An 18626-nucleotide genomic window follows, 5' to 3' on the forward strand; every position below is an offset into this window, starting at 1 on the left:
GACTTGCTGTGATGCTCGTGCAATGACATCCCGAGGCGCTCCCATCCGTGATGGCGCCGGTGCAGACGCACCGGATCCGCTGCCATTCTGCCAGCACTGCCTGGGAAAGCCCGAAGGCGCGGCAGGGGTCGGGTCAGGTCGCCGAGATCAGAGCCACTTGGAGACCAGGTGATCGGAGACGATGCGACGCAGCGTCCCCGACGCACTGCGCAGCACGATGCTCTCGGTGTAGAGGTAGTCGCGCTTGCGACGCACCCCGCGCACGAGCTGCCCGTCGGTCACGCCGGTGGCAACGAAGATCGTGTTGTTGCCCTTGACGAGATCGTCGGCCTCGTAGACCTTGTCCATCTCCAGCCCGGCATCGATGCCGCGCTGGCGCTCATCGTCGTCGCGCGGCCACAGGATGCCCTGGATGTGCCCGCCGAGAGCCTTGATCGCGCAGGCCGTGACGATGCCCTCGGGGCTGCCGCCGATGCCCACGCACATGTCGGTGCGCGCTCCATGACGCGCGGCGTTGATGCCGCCGGCGACGTCGCCATCGCTCATCAGGCGAGTGCCGGCGCCGGCATCCCGGATCTCCTGGATGAGCTGCTCGTGACGGGGGCGATGCAGCACCGAGATCACCATCTCCTCGACCGGCTTGCCGAGAGCCGCGGACAGTCGGCGGATGTTCTCGCCGATGGGCAGGCGGATGTCGACGACGCCGACGCCGGCAGGGCCGGTGACGAGCTTGTCCATGTAGAACACGCTGGAGGCGTCGAGCATGGAGCCGCGATCGGAGACCGCCAGCACTGACAGCGCGTTCTGGCGGCCGGCGGCGGTCAGCGAGGTGCCGTCGATGGGGTCGACGGCGATGTCGCACTCGGGACCGCGACCGGTGCCGACCTCCTCGCCGTTGAACAGCATGGGGGCGTTGTCCTTCTCCCCTTCGCCGATGACCACACGACCGGCGAAGTCGACCGTGCCGAGGAATGCGCGCATGGCGTCGACGGCGGCACCATCGGCCGCCTCTTTGGCACCGCGGCCGATGAACGGGACGGCGCGGATCGCTGCGGCTTCGGTGGCCCTCACCAGCTCCATTGCCAGGTTGCGGTCGGGACGGAGGGGGCTGAGTTCGGCTGTTGGGCTCACCATAGGGTCAGACTAACGATCCGTGCGCGCGAAACTGACGACTTTTCCCGATTTCCGAACGAAGGATTCGATGTTCTTAACCGGATCTCAAGAACGAGGTTCGGGGCCGTCGAAACAGCCGAGAAGATCCGGCTTCCGCGCGGATAGAGTGTGCATGACCCCCGCACTTCAGAAGCAGGAGAATTCATGCCCGTCGCCACTCCGGATCAGTACGCAGAGATGCTCGACCGTGCGAAGGCCGGTGGCTTCGCGTACCCCGCTTTCAACGTGTCCAGCTCGCAGACGATCCACGCCGTGCTGCAGGGCCTGACCGAGGCCGGCTCGGACGGCATCATCCAGGTCACCACGGGCGGCGCGGACTACTTCGCCGGCCAGACCGTCAAGGCCCGCGCGACCGGTGCGCTCGCCTTCGCGAAGTTCGCCACCGAGGTCGCCAAGAGCTACCCGGTCACCGTCGCGCTGCACACCGACCACTGCCCGAAGGACGCCCTCGCCGGCTTCGTCGAGCCGCTGATCGCCGCCTCCGAGGAAGAGGTCAAGGCCGGCCGCAACCCGATCTTCCAGTCGCACATGTGGGACGGCTCGGCCGTGCCGCTGGCGGAGAACATCGAGATCGCCGAGCAGCTGCTGCCGCGCATGAAGAACATCAACGCCATCCTCGAGGTCGAGATCGGCGTCGTCGGCGGCGAGGAGGACGGCGTGCGCCACGAGGGCTCCAACGACGCCCTGTACACGACCTTCGCCGATGTCGACAAGGCGATCCAGGCGCTCGGCATGGGCGAGCAGGGCCGCTACATCGCCGCTCTCACCTTCGGCAATGTGCACGGCGTGTACAAGCCGGGCGGCGTCAAGCTGCGTCCCGAGCTGCTGGGTGAGATCCAGGCCCAGGTCGCGGCCAAGTACAACACGGGCAAGAACCCGCTCGACCTGGTCTTCCACGGCGGCTCCGGCTCGTCCGACGAGGAGATCGCCACGGCCGTGGCCAACGGCGTCATCAAGATGAACGTCGACACCGACACGCAGTACGCGTACACGCGCGCCATCGCCGACTACATGTTCAAGAACTACGACGGCGTGCTGAAGGTGGACGGCGAGGTCGGCGTCAAGAAGCAGTACGACCCGCGCGCCTGGGGAAAGGTCGCCGAGACCGCCATGGCCGCCCGCGTCATCGAGTCCACGAAGCAGCTCGGCTCGTTCGGCAAGTCGCAGAGCTGATTCACCACAAGGTGGGTCGCTGAGCCCCAGACGATGGGTCGCTGAGCCTGTCGCTTGTACTGAGCGAGCGCAGCGAGTCGAAGTGAAGCGTCAGGATGCCCCGGATCACACGATCCGGGGCATCCGTCGTCTCAGCCTGCTCGACTGCCTACTTCACCGCGAGCGTCCACGCCCCGTCGGCGGTCACGGTGATCACCGACGGCCGGTCGAGAGCGGTACCGTGCCGCTGTACGCGCCGATGTCGTTGATGAGCAGTCCCATGCTGAACGCCTCGCCCGTCTCCTCCTGCACGACGAAGTTGCGCGAGCCGGCATGCGTTGCGGCCAGCGAGGCTGCGCTGCCTTCGTAGAGGAACACGGCGTCACCGGTGCCGCTGGGGGCGACGAGCGGCGCGTCTCCCATCGGGCGGATGTCGAACGTCCAGGCGCCGTCGGCAGTGACCTGCAGCTTGGCGCCCTCACCGAGTGCGCTGATCCCCCACGCGGTCGTGCCGCTGTAGGCGCCGATCGTGTTGACCAGCAGCTCCCCGGTCGACCCGTTGCTCGCGTCGAGCACAGAGACCGCGAAGTTGCGCGTGCCCTTGTGCGTGGCGACGACAATCCCACCTGTGGCTCCCGCGGGCAGGTCGATCACGGTGTCGCCCGTGCCGGACTTCTGGATCGGGGCGAAGTCGCCGAATTGGTCGTTCGCCCAGGATGCCGCCGCCGCACCGGGCTCGGGCGCCGGGGGCTCCTCAGCCTCGGCCGGTTCCTCGGCAGGTTCCTGCTGCGTGTCTTCAGACTGCTGCGCCTGGGCGGACGACTCTGACGCGGGCGGAGCACCCGCATCCGTGCTCGATGCCCCGTTGATCGCACCGCCGGCGACGCTGACCAGCACCACCGCCGCCGTGACGATCCAGGCGATCAGCTTGGTCTTGTCGTAGCCGGCGAGCGCACGCCCCACCTTGTCGCGCATCGCCCCGGCCAGGATGATGATCAGGTCGACGAGCCACCACACGCCCAGACCTCCGAGCGTGAACAGCTTGAGCAAGCCCGTGCCGACCTTGCCGAGATAGAAGCGGTCGACGCCGAAAACACCGACGAGCAGCGACAGCAGCCACGTCACGAGGAACGACCTGCCCTGGTCGTTCGGGCCGCTCGGGGGAACCGGAGACACCGGATACGCATAGGCCGGCGGAGGTGCCTGCAGCGGCTGGCCGGACGGGGCGGGAGGCGGAGTGGGGATGGACATGAGGATTCCTTACTGTGATGGGTGGCGGCGGGGAGATGGGTCGGGCACGTCAGTCCTGCGCGATGATGAGGTTGGCGCCACTGTCCGGGTGGTAGCTCCACGACGCGGAGTAGTCCTCCCACTCGGCTTCCTGGCGCCCGTCGAGACTGCGGGTCGCGGCGATGCGTTCGGTGATGCGTGTGGGGACATCCAGCTGCTCGTACACGCAGTCGAGGGCGAGGCCGGTGATGCCGAGCGGATCGTCGTCCTCCGGTTTCGTCTGGACGATGAGCGTCTTGCCGTCGTCCTCGACGGAGACGACGCCCTCGAAGAGCTCGTCCAAGGCGTCGGAGTCAGCGGTCTCGGCGGGTTGGTGTGTCGCGGATGCCGTTGCCCGAACGTCTGCGAGGAAGGCGTCGAGGGGCTTGCTCGCTGCGCAGCTCTCCCCCGCCTGTTCGATGGGACTCGGTCGCGCTGCGATGACGATGGTCGTGACCACCGCACCGATCAAGATGGCTGCTGCTGCACCGATCGCGACGACAGTGCGGCCCGGGATGCGCCGACGGGCGCCGGCTGCTTCTGGCACAGAATCGTCGGATGCCTGGTTCTCGGACATGATGTTCTCTCCTTCTGGGGTGAGCACGTGACGCCGGGGGTTGGCGGCGGGCGGGTCCCTCACGAGTCCCCTCTCACCCACCCGCCGCTGCGGCGTCATGACCCGCGGATCACAAGCTACGTCGATCCCCTAGAGCGCATCCAAATCCAATTGATAAGCCCGCTTATCAACAACTCCTTGCACTATGCATGCGCGCTCTCGTATGGTCAGATTCATGAGCACGGACACAAGCGAGAGCGCGCCGCGGAACGGCGGCAGCCTCGCTTCACCGACCCCGCTCATCTCGCTGCCGCAGATCGCGGAGCTCGCTCGCGTCCGCCGGCCGGTCGTGTCGATGTGGCGCAAGCGCTTCGCGAGCGGAATCGGCGCGTTTCCCGCGCCGGTGAGCGCACGCTCGAACCAGGAGCTGTTCGACGCGACGCAGATCGCCACCTGGCTCGCCGAAACCGCGCACGGCAACAATCCGGATGCTGTCGCCGACGCGGCAGCGTTCGCATCCGCCTCTGATTCAGTGGACCCCGACGGCGCGCACCTGGAATCCGTCGAGTCGCTGCTGGCGCTGCGTGTGCTCGACGGGATGCCCCTGACGCAGGGCGATCTCTCCGTCCGTGCGGAGCAGGCCGATCCGGACGACACCGCGGTGCGTCGAGAGATCGACGCGCTCGCCTCCGACTCTGCACTTCCGGCGTTCGTCGAGATGCTGATCGATGCTGCCTACTCCCCTGTCGGTGCCGCCGAGGCGATGCAGGCACGGATCATACCGACCGGCACCAGCGGCATCACCGGCACCATCGGCGATCGAGGAACCCGGCTGATCGCCCGCTTGGCGAAGGAGATCACCGTCGGTGAGAACGCCGTCCTCGCCGATGCCCCTGCCGATCTCGACGCCGGGGCGCTGTTCGACGCGGCATCCGCTCTGTGCGGTGAGGATGCTGCCCTCCACGTGCCCACAGGAAACCGCGCTGTGCGCCGACGCTTGATCATCCGGGATCGTCTCCCGATGCTCTCCGCCCGGCCGCCGCTTTCCCAGACCCCGGCCGTGTGGCTGGCGCGTCTGTCCGGAAGCGACGGCGCAGCCGAGCTCGCACAGCTCGAGGAGCTGCTCGTCGAGTTGAGCGACCGGCACCGCATCATCGTCGTCGGACCGGCCGCCCTGCTGACCGAGCCGCTCACCGGTGCGGCAGCCGTGTCTCGAGACTTCCTGCTGCGCTCCGGGCGCGTGCGCGGCATCGTGCGGCTGCCCGCGGGGCTGGTCCCGTCTGCGGTGCGGCAGTCGCTGGCCCTGTGGCTGATCGGCGGGCCGCAGGGAGGTGCCGCACTCGGCGACCGATTCACCGTCATCGGCGATCTGCAGGGATTCACGCTCACCGACGCCCGCGCGCGTGATCTGGTGGGCGACCTGTCCGTGTCGCTCGGCTCGGCGCGCGAGGCGCTCGCGCATTCCTTCCGCTTCGTGCATTTCATCCGCACGGCGGCGCTGATCGCCGCTGAGGGATCGCTCGTGCAGGCGAGTCGCCCGCCGCGTCCGGCACGCACAGACGCGGCAGAGCTCGCGGCACTGGTCGATCGCAAGCTCATGCAGCTGCCGGACGCTCCAGCGCTGCCCGCCCTGGTGGCGACAACGCCTCCGCTTGCGCAGGACACGCTGCTGGGCGATGCCCTGGCGTCCCGCGAAGCCCGGCTCATCGGCGGCATCCGCCTTGATCCTGCCGACACCGCGTCTGCCGACGGCTACCCGGTGATCGGGCGCGACGAGGTGCGTGCGCAGGCCGCATCCGATCGCCGCATCGATCGGATGCGGCTGGCAGCGGACTATCCCCGTGCGCAGCTGACGCTGCCCGGTGACGTGATCGTCCTGACCGGCGCGCATCCCGCGGCCATGGTCGACCCCGACGGATCGTCGGTCGTCGAGTACCCGGCGCGGGTGCTGCGGCTGCTCGATGAGACGCTTGCCCCGGAGGTCGTCGCCGCCGACGTCAACGCGTTGACCGAGGCCCTTCCGTTCCGGCGCTGGGGCCTGCGCCGCATTCCCGCCGGCCAGCGCGCCGCACTGAGCACGGCGCTGGCAAGGATCGTCGGCGCCCGGCGGGATGCTGAACGCAGGGCATCCGCTCTCGCCGAACTCGAACGACTGGTCACCGACGCCTTCGCGGCGGGCGCACTGTCCGCCGACGCAGAACCAAACCACCCCGAAGGGAGCCGCTGATGGCTGCACGGAAGAAGACCGGCACCGCGCCGTCGACCATGAAGGAGCTGAAGGACACGCTCTGGAAGGCCGCCGACAAGCTGCGCGGGTCGATGGATGCGTCGCAGTACAAGGACGTGATCCTCGGGCTGGTGTTCCTGAAGTACGTGTCGGATGCCTTCGACGAGCGTCGCGGGCAGATCCACGACGAGCTCTCTGGCGAGGGGTACGACGCCGAGCAGATCGCCGCGCTGATAGACGACACCGACGAGTACACCGGACGCGGGGTGTTCTGGGTGCCGGCGAACGCACGGTGGTCGTTCCTGGCCGAGCACGCGAAGGGGCTGGGACCGGCGCTCGGCGAGGCGGAGAAGTCGGTCGGTCTGCTGATCGACGAGGCGATGGATGCCGTGATGCAGGCGAACCCGGCCTTGAGCGGCACCCTGCCGCGGATCTTCAATCGCGACAACGTCGACCAGCGCCGGCTCGGCGAGCTGGTCGACCTGTTCAACTCGGCGCACTTCGCCGGGCAGGGCCAGGGCGGCGCGGACGGGCGCCGTGCGCGCGACCTGCTGGGTGAGGTGTACGAGTACTTCCTGGAGAAGTTCGCCGCGGCCGAGGGCAAACGGGGCGGGGAGTTCTACACACCCGCGGGTGTGGTGCGCGTGCTGGTGGAGCTGCTGCAGCCCACCCACGGGCGCGTGTACGACCCGGCGTGCGGCTCGGGCGGCATGTTCGTGCAGGCCGAGAAGTTCATCGACGCCAATCACGGCGAGGGCTCGGACATCTCGGTGTACGGGCAGGAACTGAACGAGCGCACCTGGCGGATGGCGAAGATGAATCTGGCCATCCACGGGCTCAGCGGCAAGCTGGGGCCGCGCTGGGGCGACACGTTCGCGCGCGACCTGCACCCTGACGTGCAGTTCGACTTCGTGATGGCGAACCCGCCGTTCAACATCAAGGACTGGGCGCGCAACGAGTCCGATCCGCGGTGGCGCTACGGCGTGCCGCCGGCGGGCAACGCGAACTATGCCTGGATCCAGCACATCCTGTCCAAGCTGGCACCCGGCGGAGCGGCCGGTGTGGTGATGGCGAACGGCTCGATGTCGTCGAACTCGGGCGGCGAGGGGCAGATCCGCGCGCAGATCGTCGAGGCCGATCTGGTCTCGTGCATGGTGGCCCTGCCGACGCAGCTGTTCCGTTCAACCGGGATCCCGGTGTGCGTGTGGTTCTTCGCGAAGGACAAGACCGGGCCGGTCGATCGCACCGGCCAGGTGCTGTTCATCGACGCGCGGAACCTGGGCTACATGGTCGACCGCGCCGAGCGCGCCCTGAGCGACGAGGACATCGCTCGCATCGCCCACACCTACCGCGCCTGGCGCGGCTTCGAGGTCCCCTCCCCCCGGTCGTCGAGCGAGGAGCGCAGCGACGAGACGAAACGCGACTCCGGAGACTGGGTCGCTGAGCCTGTCGAAGCGTCGAACCCCGCCTACGCCGACATCCCCGGCTTCTGTTACTCCGCCACTCTCGCCGAGATCAAAGCCGCCGACTACGCCCTCACCCCCGGCCGCTACGTCGGCGCTCCCCCCGAGGAGGACGACGGCGAACCCATCGAGCAGAAACTGGAGCGACTGAAGAGCGAATTGTTCGCCCAGTTCGAGGAGACTGAGCGGTTGGCGGCAGTGGTGCGCGAGCAGCTGGGGAGAGTCGATGCCTGAGACGCTCAGCGACGTCTGTGAGGAGATCGTGGATTGCGTGAATCGCACGGCACCCGAATCTCCTGATGGCCCTTATCTTCTCGTAGGAACACCAGCGATGCGGGGAAACATCATCGATGAATCGCAGGCACGAATGGTGTCCGCCGAGACATTTCAGGCCTGGACTCGCCGACTGACGCCTCGTGCTGGAGACCTCTTGCTCGCTCGAGAGGCCCCTGTCGGACCCGTAGTCATAATCCCGGAGGGCGGTAACATCGGAGCAGGTCAGCGCACGACTCACCTGCGCGCGAATCCGTCAAGGATTCACAATCGCTTCCTCTACTACGCACTCACGGCCCCTGCCACGCAAGAACGGCTCATCGGCCGTGCGATGGGCTCCACCGTCGCACACCTTCGTGTGGCAGACATCAAGTCGTTCGAGTTGCCCACGCTCCCCCCTCTCCCCGAGCAGCAGGCAATCGCCGAGGTCCTCGGCGCTCTCGACGACAAGATCGCCGCCAACACCCGCCTTGCCGCCACCGCCTGGGAACTGATTCAAGGATCTTTTCAATTGATCCAACGAACGAACACTTCTCGAATGCGCCTATCAGACGTTGCGACGCTTGAATACGGTAAGGCCCTCCCCGCCGCCGCGCGCGAGCCGGGAGACGTGGCCGTGGTCGGGAGCGGCGGGGTCAGCGGTAGTCACTCACAAGCGCTCGTAACAGAGTCAGGCGTGGTCGTCGGTCGCAAGGGCAGCGCAGGAGCAGTCCACTGGATCACAGGTCCACATTTCCCTATCGATACGACCTTCTTCGTCCGCGGGTCCGCGCCCGAGTTCTCGCAGCCGTACCTTTATTGTCTTCTTCGCACGCTTCGGCTGAACGAGATGAACAACGACTCGGCAGTTCCGGGACTGAATCGCAACGAAGCTCTCGCCCTGCCCGTCAAAGTTCCTTCCGCGGGCGCCCTGCTCAGGTTCGATCACGCGGCACAAGCGTTGCTAGGCCTCATCGATGCGACAAGCAAGGAGAACCGCACCCTCGCCGCCACGCGCGACGCGCTGCTTCCGAAACTGATGTCTGGTCAGCTCCGAGTCAAGAATGCTGAGAAGATCCTGAGTGAGGTGGGCGTGTGATGCAGCACCTCAACGCCTCCTCCCCGACTACTGAAAGGTCAACTCAATGACCAACGTCTTCAAGGTCCGAGTCCTCGTCTGGCCTCTCATCGTGCTTCTCGTGCTCATCGTCGCCGGCGGTGTCTTTCTGGTGATCAAGAGCCCGTCACTGCTCAGCTTGGCCGGCTTCAGCTCCGAGGAGAGCACCGACAGCAGCCAGGTGATCACCTCGATCACTCCGCAGGAGGAAGTCGCACTGCTCGCCCTCGGCATCCAGGGGATCGACAAGAAGACGGCGAAGCAGAAGTTCATGGACATGCCGATTCCCGGCACCGAGCGTGCGACCTTCCTGCAGTACGGGTTCAAGGCCAAGCTCGGATTCGACGGCGCGAAGGCGAAGGTCACACAGGTTGGCGAGGACTCGTACCGCATCTCGATCCCGGAGTTCATCTTCATCGGGCACAGCGATATCTCCGTCGAGCTCATCGCAGACAACAGCGGAGCCCTGAGCGCCTTCACTCCCGAGATCAAACAGCTCGACATGGTGAACAAGGTGCTCAGCGACAAGGAGCAGACCAAGTACATCGCCGCCAACGAAGAGGCCCTGCGCTCACAGGCGCAGGCGTTCTACTCCGGCATCATCCACGCGGTCGACCCCGCGGCATCCCTCGAGTTCGTCTTCGCCGGCGACACCGCCACTTCAGGAGGAACGGATGACTGACGAACGGGAACTGCTCGACTACGAGATCGAACTGATCAGCGACGGGGACGGCGTCGCCGTGATCGGTCCGCCTGCGGCAGTCGAAGAGTTTCTCACGTCACGTCGACTCGAGTCACGCGAGCTCGGACTTCACAAAGTCGGGTCGAAGCTCAGCGGTGCGTCCGGTGCTCTGCAGGCGGCCACGAAGGTGGCCGAGAACTCCGGCCGCTGGATCAAGCTCACGGAGAACTCCGCCAAGGCGCTCCAGGGCCTTCCCCCGATGAAGGGCTCATCGGGCGAGGTCGCTCGAGCGATCGTGATGAGGAACGGCAAGACCAATCACATCCTCGAGTTCGTCAGGCAGCCGGGCATCACCGGAATGCTGACCAACCCCGCCGTGCTCGCCGGCGCCGCGGGCATCATGGCGCAGCTGGCCATGCAGCAGACCATGGACGAGATCATCGACTACCTCGCGAAGATCGACGCCAAGGTCGATGAGGTGCTGCGCGCGCACAAGGATGCCGCTCTCGCGGAGATGATCGGCGTGGAGTTCGTCATCGATGAGGCCATGACCATCCGTGAAGAAGTGGGCTTCGTCTCAGACGTCACCTGGTCGAAGGTGCAGGGCACCACCGCCACCGTCGCGAGCACGCAGGCGTACGCGCTACGCCAGTTGGACGCCCTGGCCGAGAAAGTGGAGCGCACGGCGAAGATGGGCGACCTGGCCGACCTCGCCGACGCGGCCGAGCAGACCGTGCTCGAGTGGCTGGCGGTGCTCGCACGCTGCTTCCAGCTGCAGGACGCCACCGCGATCCTCGAGATCGATCGCGTGCTCGATGCCTCCCCCGATGACCCGGGCGAGGTCGAACGTCACCGCCGAGGCCTGCGCGCCGCACGGCAGAAGCGCAAGGCTCTGATCACCCAGACGACGGTCTCACTGCTCGTGCGGATGGATGCCGCATCGGCACGCGCCAATTCCAAGAAACTGTTCGCGCCGAACGCCTCACACAAGGTCGTGCGCATCGGTAACCGCATCGCCGACGACATCACCGCCTTCCACTCCCGCCTGAGCATCGAGCAGTCCCGCGACGCGATCGCCGAGAAGCGCTGGATCGAAGCCGCTGATGATGCCCGTGAGCACATCGCCGCAGCATCCGTCGACACGGCGAAGGCGGTCGGGCGCTTCGCCGGCGAGACCGCAGACAACGCGCGCACGGGTGCAGGCAAGCTCTTGACCGGGCTCGGTGAGCGCCTGCTGCGCAAAGACGCATCCGGCGACGACGCCGATGAGGACGCCTCAGAGGCGTGAATACACGCCCATACAAACGACGAGCACTCCCACCCACCCGCACTCGAGGAGGACTGATCCGTATGACTGCGATCTCTGAAGCGATGTGGGAGCAGAGCGCCCTCGACACGCTCGCCGAGCCGCTCGGCTGGCGCAAGGTCACCGGCGAGAAGATCGCCCCCGGCAGCGGCGAGCGCGACAGCTGGGACGAGCTGCTCATCCGCCCGCGCCTGCTCGACGCGCTGCGACGCCTGAACCCGGGCATCCCGGCGGAGTACCTGCAGCAGGCCGCTGTCGAGATCGCCTCCCCACGCTCGCAGGACGCGATCACCGAGAACCATCGCATCCACCGCTGCCTCACCAGCGGGTACCGCCTCAGCTACCTCGACCACGACGGCGCCGAGCACAACCCCACGCTGCGGCTGATCAGCAGCGACCCCGCCGAGAACGACTGGCTCGCCGTCAACCAGGTCACGATCCGCCAGAACACCCCCGGTCACGGCGAGGTGCATCGGCGCTTCGACATCGTCCTCTACGTGAACGGCATGCCGCTGAGCATCCTGGAGTTGAAGAAGGCCGGCGTCGGCGCAGCATCCGCCTACGATCAGCTGCAGACCTACCTGCGCGAGCTGCCCCTCGCGTTCCGGTTCTGCGTCTTCACCCTCGCCAGCGACGGGCTGGAGGCCAGGTACGGCACCCCGTTCACACCGCTCAACCACTTCTCGCCGTGGAACGTCGACGACGACGGCATCCCGCTGCAGCAACCGCGCTTCGAGAACGGTGAAGACGTGCAGCCGCTCGACGACGCCCTCGCGGGTCTGTACAACCAGGAGCGCTTCCTGCAGCTCGTGCGCAACTTCACCGCGTTCGACGAGGGCGCCGACGGGCTCGTCAAACGCATCGCCAAGCCGCACCAGTACTTCGCCGTGAACAAGGCCGTCGGCAAGACCATCCAGGCCGTCGAGACCAACGGCAAGGCCGGTGTGGTCTGGCACACGCAGGGCTCGGGCAAGTCGATGGAGATGGAGCTGTACGCCAACATCACCTCGCGCCATCCCAAGCTGAAGAACCCGACCATCGTGGTCGTGACCGACCGCAACGAGCTCGACGGGCAGCTGTTCCAGACCTTCGACCGCAGCCTGCTGCTGCCCGAGAAGCCCACCCAGGTCACCACCCGCGCGCAGCTGCGCGACGAGCTGTCGGCCCGCAACACGGGCGGCATCTACTTCACGACGCTGCAGAAGTTCGGGTTGAGCAAAGCCGAGAAGGATGCCGGACTGCAGCATCCGCTCCTCAGCGACCGACGCAACATCATCGTCATCGTCGATGAGGCGCACCGCAGCCACTACGACGACCTCGATGGGTACGCCCACCACCTGCAGCGCGCCCTGCCCAACGCCACCCGCATCGCGTTCACCGGCACACCGATCTCGTTCGCCGAGCGCGACACCCGCGAGGTGTTCGGCGACGACATCGACGTGTACGACCTCACCCGCGCCGTCGACGACGGCGCCACCGTGCCGGTCTTCTTCGAACCGCGCCTGATCAAGGTGGCGTTCGCCGGCGATGTCAGCCCGGAGGACATCGACCTGGCCGCCGACGAGTTCACCGTGGGGCTCGACGAGACCGAGCGCGCCCGGCTCGAGGCATCCGTCGCGGTCGTCAACGCGGTCTACGGAGCGCCCGAGCGCATCGAGGCGCTCGCCGCCGATCTGGTCGAGCACTGGGAGAAGCGCCGTGCGGCCATGCGCACGTTCATCGGCGGCCCCGGCAAGGCGCTGATCGTCGGCGGCACCCGCGAGATCTGCGCGAAACTGTACGACGCGATCATCGCGCTGCGCCCGGACTGGCATTCCGACGCGCTGGATGCCGGACGCATCAAGGTCGTCTACTCGGGCACTGCCGCCGACCAGCCTCCGGTGAGCACGCACGTGCGACGGGACTCGGCGAACGCCGCCATCAAGGACCGGCTCAAGGATCCGGACGACGAGCTGGAGCTCGTGATCGTCAAGGACATGATGCTGACCGGCTTCGACGCGCCGCCCCTGCACACCCTGTACCTGGACCGTCCCCTCAAGGGCGCCCTGCTCATGCAGACCCTCGCCCGCGTGAACCGCACCTTCCGCGGCAAGCAGGACGGTCTGCTGGTCGCCTATGCGCCACTGGCCGACAACCTGTCCCAGGCCCTGCAGGAGTACACCGTCACCGATCGGGAGCGCAAGCCCGTCGGCCGCGACGTCGCGGAGGCGCACGAACTCGCGCTGGGGTTCGTGGAGCAGATCCGGATGCTGCTGGAAGGATGCGACTGGCGCGGCGACCTCGCCGCCGGCGGACCCCGCGCACTGCTGCGCGCCGCGACCCGCGCGACGGAGTTCCTGCGCGATGTGAAGCGCAATCCCCCATCCGACGACGGGACGCCCGGCGCTGCTGCGCGCTTCCGCAAGCTCAGCGGACAGCTGGCGCGAGCCTGGGCACTGGCCTCTGGCGGCACCACGCTCACCGAGCTGCGGGAGGAGATCGCGTTCTACGAAGAGGTGCGCGTCTGGATGGCGAAGTACGACGCCCGCGACCGGCAGGCGAACGACCAGCCGATCCCCGAGGACATCCAGCGTCTGCTGGGCGCGCTGATCGCCGACGCCACCGCGACGGACGACGTCATCGACATCTATGAAGCCGCCGGCATGCCGCGCCTCGCCCTGGACAGGCTCACCCCCGAGTTCACCGCCGAGGTGCAGCGCGCCCGCAACCCGCACCTGGCCATCGAGGCGCTGCGCGCCGCACTGATCGACGAGAGCACGGCGGTGTCTCACGGCAACCTCGTGCGACAACGGGCCTTCTCGGAGCGCATCGCCGAGATCATGAACCGCTACACGAACCAGCAGCTCACCTCAGCGCAGGTCATCGCCGAGCTCGTCGCCCTCGCGAAGGAGGTGGCCGCCGAAGCGTCCCGTGGCGAGCACTTCTCGCCGCCGCTGTCGCACGACGAACTCGCCTTCTTCGATGCGGTCGCCACGAACGAATCGGCCGTCGACATCCAGGGTGAGGACACGGTGGCACAGATCGCCCGTGAGCTCGTGGCGATCATGCGCCGTGACGTGCGGACGGACTGGACCGTGCGCGACGACGTGCGAGCGAAGCTGCGCTCGTCGATCAAACGGCTGCTGGTCAAATACAAGTACCCGCCGGACCAGCAGCCCGGCGCCATCGGCCTGGTGATGGAGCAGATGGAGGCGATGGCCCCGCGCTACGCCGACCAGCGATAGGGCGTCTGGGCGACCCCTCGACAGGCTCAGGGGAACAGTGCGGATGCGGGCGTGATGCCCTTCGACAGGCTCAGGGACCCAATGTTCGGCTGGCCCAGGGCCCGACGTTCGGATGGTCCGGGGCCCGACTGGCTCTCAGCCGCCGATCTTCTGCCCCGCAGGGGTGAGCACCCACCAGATGCCCTGAACGCCCTGACCGTTCACGTCGCCCTTGGCGGCGTCCCCGGCGTAGGTGTACAGCGGCCAGCCATCGAGCGTCACCTGATGCTTGCCGTCGGGGGTGTCGATGGTGGCCAGCGTCCCGGTCACCCCGTCGGCCTCGGGCGTCGCGGAATCCGAGAGGATCGGAGGCCACTGCGACAGGCACACGCCCGTGCAGGCACTGGTCTTCGTGCCCTGAGTGTCCTTGTCGAACATGTACGCGGTCATGCCGTCGCCGTCGACGACGATCGTCCCGAGCGAGGTGTCGGCGACACCCAGGCCGGATGCCGCGGGAGCTGCCGGCTGCGACGACGACGCACCGTAGCCGTACCCGTCGCCGGATCCTGAACCGCCGGAGGAGCCCGATGATCCCGAGCCACCCGAGCCCGCCGTACCGCCCGAGCAGCCGGCGAGGAGGAGTGCGAGAGCGATGCCCCCGATGGCGAGTGCCTTGCGCATGATGCCGTCCCTTTCATCCGATCAGCCTCCGCGATGGCGACTGCTCCCATGACACGAGACGCGCACGGCGAAAGGTTCAGAACTCGTGCCTGACAACCACCTGGCCGTCGGAGTCCCGGATCTCAACCGAGCGGATGTCGGCCTCGGTGAGTCCGGTGCCGGCCGACAGGCGCGCAGTCGCTCCCGACTTGGCCGTCCAGTTCGAGAGCGTCGTGGTCGTGCCGTCGCCGCCCGTCACCGTCAGCTCGTAGGTGCCGCTCCACCCCGCGTACCCCTCGTAGGCGCAGACCACGTCGAGCTTCGTGCCCCAGGGCACGCTCGTCAGCGCCACGGTCGCCACGACCGGCGCTCCCCCGACCGGCTCCAGCGCCACGGCCTCCGCCGGGCGCGGCACCAGCAGAGCGACCGACACGACGACCGCCACGACGACCGCGGCCGCGGCGCCGACGATCCAGGTCACGGCCCTCCGGCGGGTTCGACGGCGGGCACGCGCGGCAGCCAGCACGCGCACGGGAGCAGCACCGTCGGCATCCTGATCCGCGATGCGCTGCGCATCCTCCGCGCTGACCCGCGCCAGCGCGAAGACGGTCGAGGTCAGCTCCGCCACCGCCTCGCGGCAGCGATCGCACCCTGCGAGGTGCTCCTCGAACTCCGCCCGCTCCGTCGCCGACAGCGCCCCCAGTGCATAGGCGGCATCCCAGTCGGCGTACCGCTCGTGCTCGGCGTTCACCTCGTCACCCCTCTCTCCTGCAGCGCGAGCCGCAGGGCCCTCAGCCCGTAGTGCATCCGGGACTTGACCGTCCCCTCGGGGATGCCCAGCTCGGCCGCGACCTCGCCCACGCTGCGCCCGCGGTAGTACGCGGCGACCACCACCTCGCGATGCTCCGGGCTGACTGCCGCCAGCGCGTCCTGGATCAGCAGCGCGTCGAAGAGCCGGTCCGTGTGGTCGTCGGTGACCCGCTCCGGCAGCTCCGGGACGGCATGCTCGTGGCGGCTCCGCGCGCTGCGCGCCTCGTCGATCACGATGTGCCTCGCCACGGTGATCATCCACGCCCGGGAGGTGGACGGATCCTGCTCCAGGATGCGCGGGGTGCGCCAGGCGCGCAGCAGCGTCTCCTGCACCACGTCATCCGCCGAACCACGGTTGCCCGTGAGGCTCACCACGTACCGCCGGATCGGACCGGCATGCAGCTCGTAGAGCGCGGTCAGCCGCTGGTCATCCTCTTCGGTCACTCGACGCCTCCTCACGATGGGAACGAGGCGGAACGGCTCCCGGTTCATCGATGAACGAAAGCCGCGTGAGGATCGTTCTCTCCCCATGGACATCTTCGCCGACGCAGCAGGATTCCGCATCGCCGGTCTGCCACTGCATCCGCTCCTCGTGCACGCCGTCGTCGTGCTGACTCCCCTCACGGCTCTCGCCGTCGCGCTGGTGGCGGTCTGGCCCGCCGCACGGCGCCGACTCGGCTGGGCACCGCAGGCGGCGGCCCTGATCGTGGCAGGGCTCGTGCCGGTGACCGTGCTGGCCGGTCAGAACCTGGCCGCGACGATCGGATACACGCCGGTGATCCTGCACCACGAGGCCCTCGGCCTCATGCTGATCCCATGGGCCATCGCGCTGCTGATCGCCGCCGTCGCCGTCGCGGTGGGAGAGCGGATGCTGCCGCGGCTGCGCCGCACGAGACCGCGCTGGGCTCTGGCTCTGCACCTGGCGATCATGGCCACAGCGCTCATCTCGGCCACGGGCGTCACGGCGGTCACGGTGCTCGCCGGCGACGCCGGGGCCCGGGCCGTGTGGGGAGCAGTCTGATCGCGGGGCTCGTGCGCATCCGCCGGTCAGCGCCGGCGGATGCGCACGATCCAGAGCGCGAGGTCTGCCGCGGCGTCCAGCACGAGCAGGATGCCGATCCCGCGGCCCACGCGCGAACGTCCCCATGACAGGCTCACGCCTGCGGCCAGCTCCGCGGTGCTCAGCGCCGCGTTCAGCACGGGGCGCTTGCGCAGGAACCGCGCGAAGCGCACCACCGGACGGTCGCGGTGCACCAGCGACGTCGCCTCGACGATGCCGCCGACCATGATGTCGGACACGGTGCGCGGCCAGCCCTGTGGGAAGAACCGCCTGCCACCGCCGGTCTCGTCCAGGCCCGCGGAGACCAGGGAGTCGGGCATTCCGAAGGCGACGACCAGCGCACGCAGCCGGGCATGAGAGCCCTCCACGCCGCCGAGCGCCTCGGGCAGGCACGCGCGCAGCACGGCATCCGCGTCCACGTCGCCCATCCCCAGCTGCGCGAGCTCCTCTCGCGCGCCGTCGACCTCGCTCAGCATCCGGCGGTACACCTCGACGCTGGCGGGCCGGGTGATCGAGTCCAGCGGCAGCACCGGACGCGTGAACTGCTCGGCGTTGGGCCAGAACATCGCCGACCGGCCGTGCGGACCGGTCACCTCCACCCATGCCTCGCCGTCGTGCGGCACGTTCACCTCGATCACGGGCAGATCGGATGCCCCGCCCGAGACCGCCCCGTGCGCACGGTCGGTGTGATAGCAGAACACCGACCAGGTGCCGTCCTCGAGGTAGTCGACCGGGGTGTCCAGCAGCTGCGCCGTCACGCGCGCGGCCCAGGGGCCGCGTCGGGAGAACTCCGTCACCCGCACGGGGTCCGGCGCGAGCAGGTCCTCGTCCGGCATCCCGGCGCCGGTCAGATCGTCTTCGTCATCCACGCCGTCGAGCTGCTCGAAGGCCTCGCCGAACTGCTGCTCCAGCTCCGCGTCGACCTCGCCCAGCGCGTCGTCTGTGAGGCCGAGGTTCAAAGAGAGGCCGGATGCTGCGAACAGGCGTCCGAGGTCGTCGGCGCTCAGGTCGAACCGCAGCCCGTCATCGGCATCCAGTGCCACGACGGAGCCGTCCCCCGTGACCGGCAGCAGCAGCGTCGTCGACTCGCCGTCGAAGCTGCGGACGGCGGCCAGAATGCGGGCATCCCGCAGGATCCGCTCCGCCTTCGCGCTCGGATCCGCGCCGTCCGCGGTCCAGACCGACGCGTAGGTGATCCGGAACGCGATCTGCTCTGCTGCCATCCCTCGAGATTACCCAGCCGGCGGGGCCTGGAAGAGCTCAGTGAAGGCCGGATCGCCCATCATCGGCACCGACATGCACAGCGACACCGCGAACATCGTCACCACGAACCCGATCAGCGGAACCCACCAGCTCGAACGGCCCGCACGCATCCGCCGCACCGAGAACCAGATCGTGGCCGCATAACCGGCCATCAGGACCACCAGCGCGATGACGCCCCAGTTCTTCGCCGCGGCGTAGTTCGTGAACTCGGCGTCGCTGCCGAGCATCTTCAGACTCTGCTGGAGCGTCTCCGACAGATTCAGGAAGTTCGGGATGGCGGACAGCACGTTGAAGAGGCCGACGCCCAGCAGCACGAGGGTGATGAGCCGCCCCGCCGAAGGGGATGCGGGGACGGCCGGCTTCACGGACGCGCGCTGCGGCGCGGCGGGCGCCGGCACGACGGGCTCCGCCTCGATCGGGGGCAGCCCCGCCC

Annotated in this window: 16 protein-coding genes; 8 read left to right on the forward strand and 8 right to left on the reverse strand. The window is 68.1% G+C overall.

Features of this window, described 5'->3' with window-relative positions:
* Window positions 1-147: 147 nt before the first annotated feature.
* Window positions 148-1134: a class II fructose-bisphosphatase gene (gene glpX / locus WA967_RS02500; protein ID WP_424419315.1), complete on the reverse strand. Its 987-nt coding sequence runs from the start codon at window positions 1132-1134 to the stop codon at window positions 148-150.
* 183 nt (window positions 1135-1317) lie between these two features.
* On the opposite strand from glpX, the gene fbaA reads away from it, so the two are divergent.
* The gene (gene fbaA / locus WA967_RS02505; protein ID WP_424419316.1) at window positions 1318-2346 is read left to right on the forward strand and encodes a class II fructose-bisphosphate aldolase; all 1029 of its coding nucleotides are present in this window, start codon (window positions 1318-1320) and stop codon (window positions 2344-2346) included.
* Between the two features lie 192 nt (window positions 2347-2538).
* On the opposite strand, the gene WA967_RS02510 is transcribed toward fbaA, so the two are convergent.
* Both WA967_RS02510 and WA967_RS02515 read right to left on the reverse strand, forming a co-directional pair.
* On the reverse strand, window positions 2539-3576 hold the full coding sequence (locus WA967_RS02510; RefSeq protein ID WP_424419317.1) for a TM2 domain-containing protein: 1038 nt from the start codon (window positions 3574-3576) through the stop codon (window positions 2539-2541).
* 49 nt (window positions 3577-3625) lie between these two features.
* Window positions 3626-4171, reverse strand: coding sequence for a hypothetical protein (locus WA967_RS02515; RefSeq protein WP_424419318.1), 546 nt, complete (start codon window positions 4169-4171; stop codon window positions 3626-3628).
* 214 nt (window positions 4172-4385) lie between these two features.
* On the opposite strand from WA967_RS02515, the gene WA967_RS02520 reads away from it, so the two are divergent.
* The 6 genes from WA967_RS02520 to WA967_RS02545 are packed head-to-tail and all read left to right on the forward strand — an operon-like array spanning window position 4386 to window position 14421.
* Window positions 4386-6377, forward strand: coding sequence for a hypothetical protein (locus tag WA967_RS02520; protein ID WP_424419319.1), 1992 nt, complete (start codon window positions 4386-4388; stop codon window positions 6375-6377).
* A complete protein-coding gene (locus WA967_RS02525; protein WP_424419320.1) occupies window positions 6377-8074 on the forward strand; it encodes a type I restriction-modification system subunit M in 1698 nt (565 codons plus the stop codon). The genes WA967_RS02520 and WA967_RS02525 overlap by 1 nt, the downstream gene beginning before the upstream one ends.
* The gene (locus WA967_RS02530; RefSeq protein WP_424419321.1) at window positions 8067-9191 is read left to right on the forward strand and encodes a restriction endonuclease subunit S; all 1125 of its coding nucleotides are present in this window, start codon (window positions 8067-8069) and stop codon (window positions 9189-9191) included. Before WA967_RS02525 ends, WA967_RS02530 begins: the two co-directional genes overlap by 8 nt.
* A gap of 46 nt (window positions 9192-9237) precedes the next feature.
* The gene (locus WA967_RS02535) at window positions 9238-9891 is read left to right on the forward strand and encodes a hypothetical protein (protein WP_424419322.1); all 654 of its coding nucleotides are present in this window, start codon (window positions 9238-9240) and stop codon (window positions 9889-9891) included.
* Window positions 9884-11179, forward strand: coding sequence for a hypothetical protein (locus WA967_RS02540; RefSeq protein WP_424419323.1), 1296 nt, complete (start codon window positions 9884-9886; stop codon window positions 11177-11179). Before WA967_RS02535 ends, WA967_RS02540 begins: the two co-directional genes overlap by 8 nt.
* Before the next feature lie 53 nt (window positions 11180-11232).
* Window positions 11233-14421 carry a type I restriction endonuclease subunit R gene (locus tag WA967_RS02545; protein WP_424419335.1) on the forward strand — a complete coding sequence of 1063 codons (3189 nt, stop codon included), beginning with the start codon at window positions 11233-11235 and terminating at the stop codon, window positions 14419-14421.
* 135 nt (window positions 14422-14556) lie between these two features.
* Here the strand turns inward: WA967_RS02545 and WA967_RS02550 are convergent, their stop codons facing one another.
* The 3 genes from WA967_RS02550 to WA967_RS02560 form a co-directional block, all read right to left on the reverse strand.
* Window positions 14557-15081, reverse strand: a complete 525-nt coding sequence (locus WA967_RS02550) for a hypothetical protein (protein ID WP_424419324.1) — start codon at window positions 15079-15081, stop codon at window positions 14557-14559.
* A gap of 76 nt (window positions 15082-15157) precedes the next feature.
* Entirely contained in the window at window positions 15158-15811 is a 654-nt protein-coding gene (locus WA967_RS02555; protein WP_424419325.1) for an anti-sigma factor family protein, read from the reverse strand.
* Window positions 15808-16314: a sigma-70 family RNA polymerase sigma factor gene (locus WA967_RS02560; protein ID WP_424419326.1), complete on the reverse strand. Its 507-nt coding sequence runs from the start codon at window positions 16312-16314 to the stop codon at window positions 15808-15810. Before WA967_RS02560 ends, WA967_RS02555 begins: the two co-directional genes overlap by 4 nt.
* Before the next feature lie 85 nt (window positions 16315-16399).
* On the opposite strand from WA967_RS02560, the gene WA967_RS02565 reads away from it, so the two are divergent.
* Window positions 16400-16891, forward strand: coding sequence for a hypothetical protein (locus WA967_RS02565; RefSeq protein WP_424419327.1), 492 nt, complete (start codon window positions 16400-16402; stop codon window positions 16889-16891).
* Between the two features lie 26 nt (window positions 16892-16917).
* On the opposite strand, the gene WA967_RS02570 is transcribed toward WA967_RS02565, so the two are convergent.
* The gene (locus WA967_RS02570; protein WP_424419328.1) at window positions 16918-18153 is read right to left on the reverse strand and encodes a hypothetical protein; all 1236 of its coding nucleotides are present in this window, start codon (window positions 18151-18153) and stop codon (window positions 16918-16920) included.
* A gap of 9 nt (window positions 18154-18162) precedes the next feature.
* Window positions 18163-18626, reverse strand: a 464-nt coding sequence (locus tag WA967_RS02575; RefSeq protein WP_424419329.1) for a DUF6264 family protein, incomplete at its 5' end; no start/stop codon positions are given.

This window comes from Microbacterium sp. (assembly GCF_049650565.1).
GTDB lineage: Bacteria > Actinomycetota > Actinomycetes > Actinomycetales > Microbacteriaceae > Microbacterium.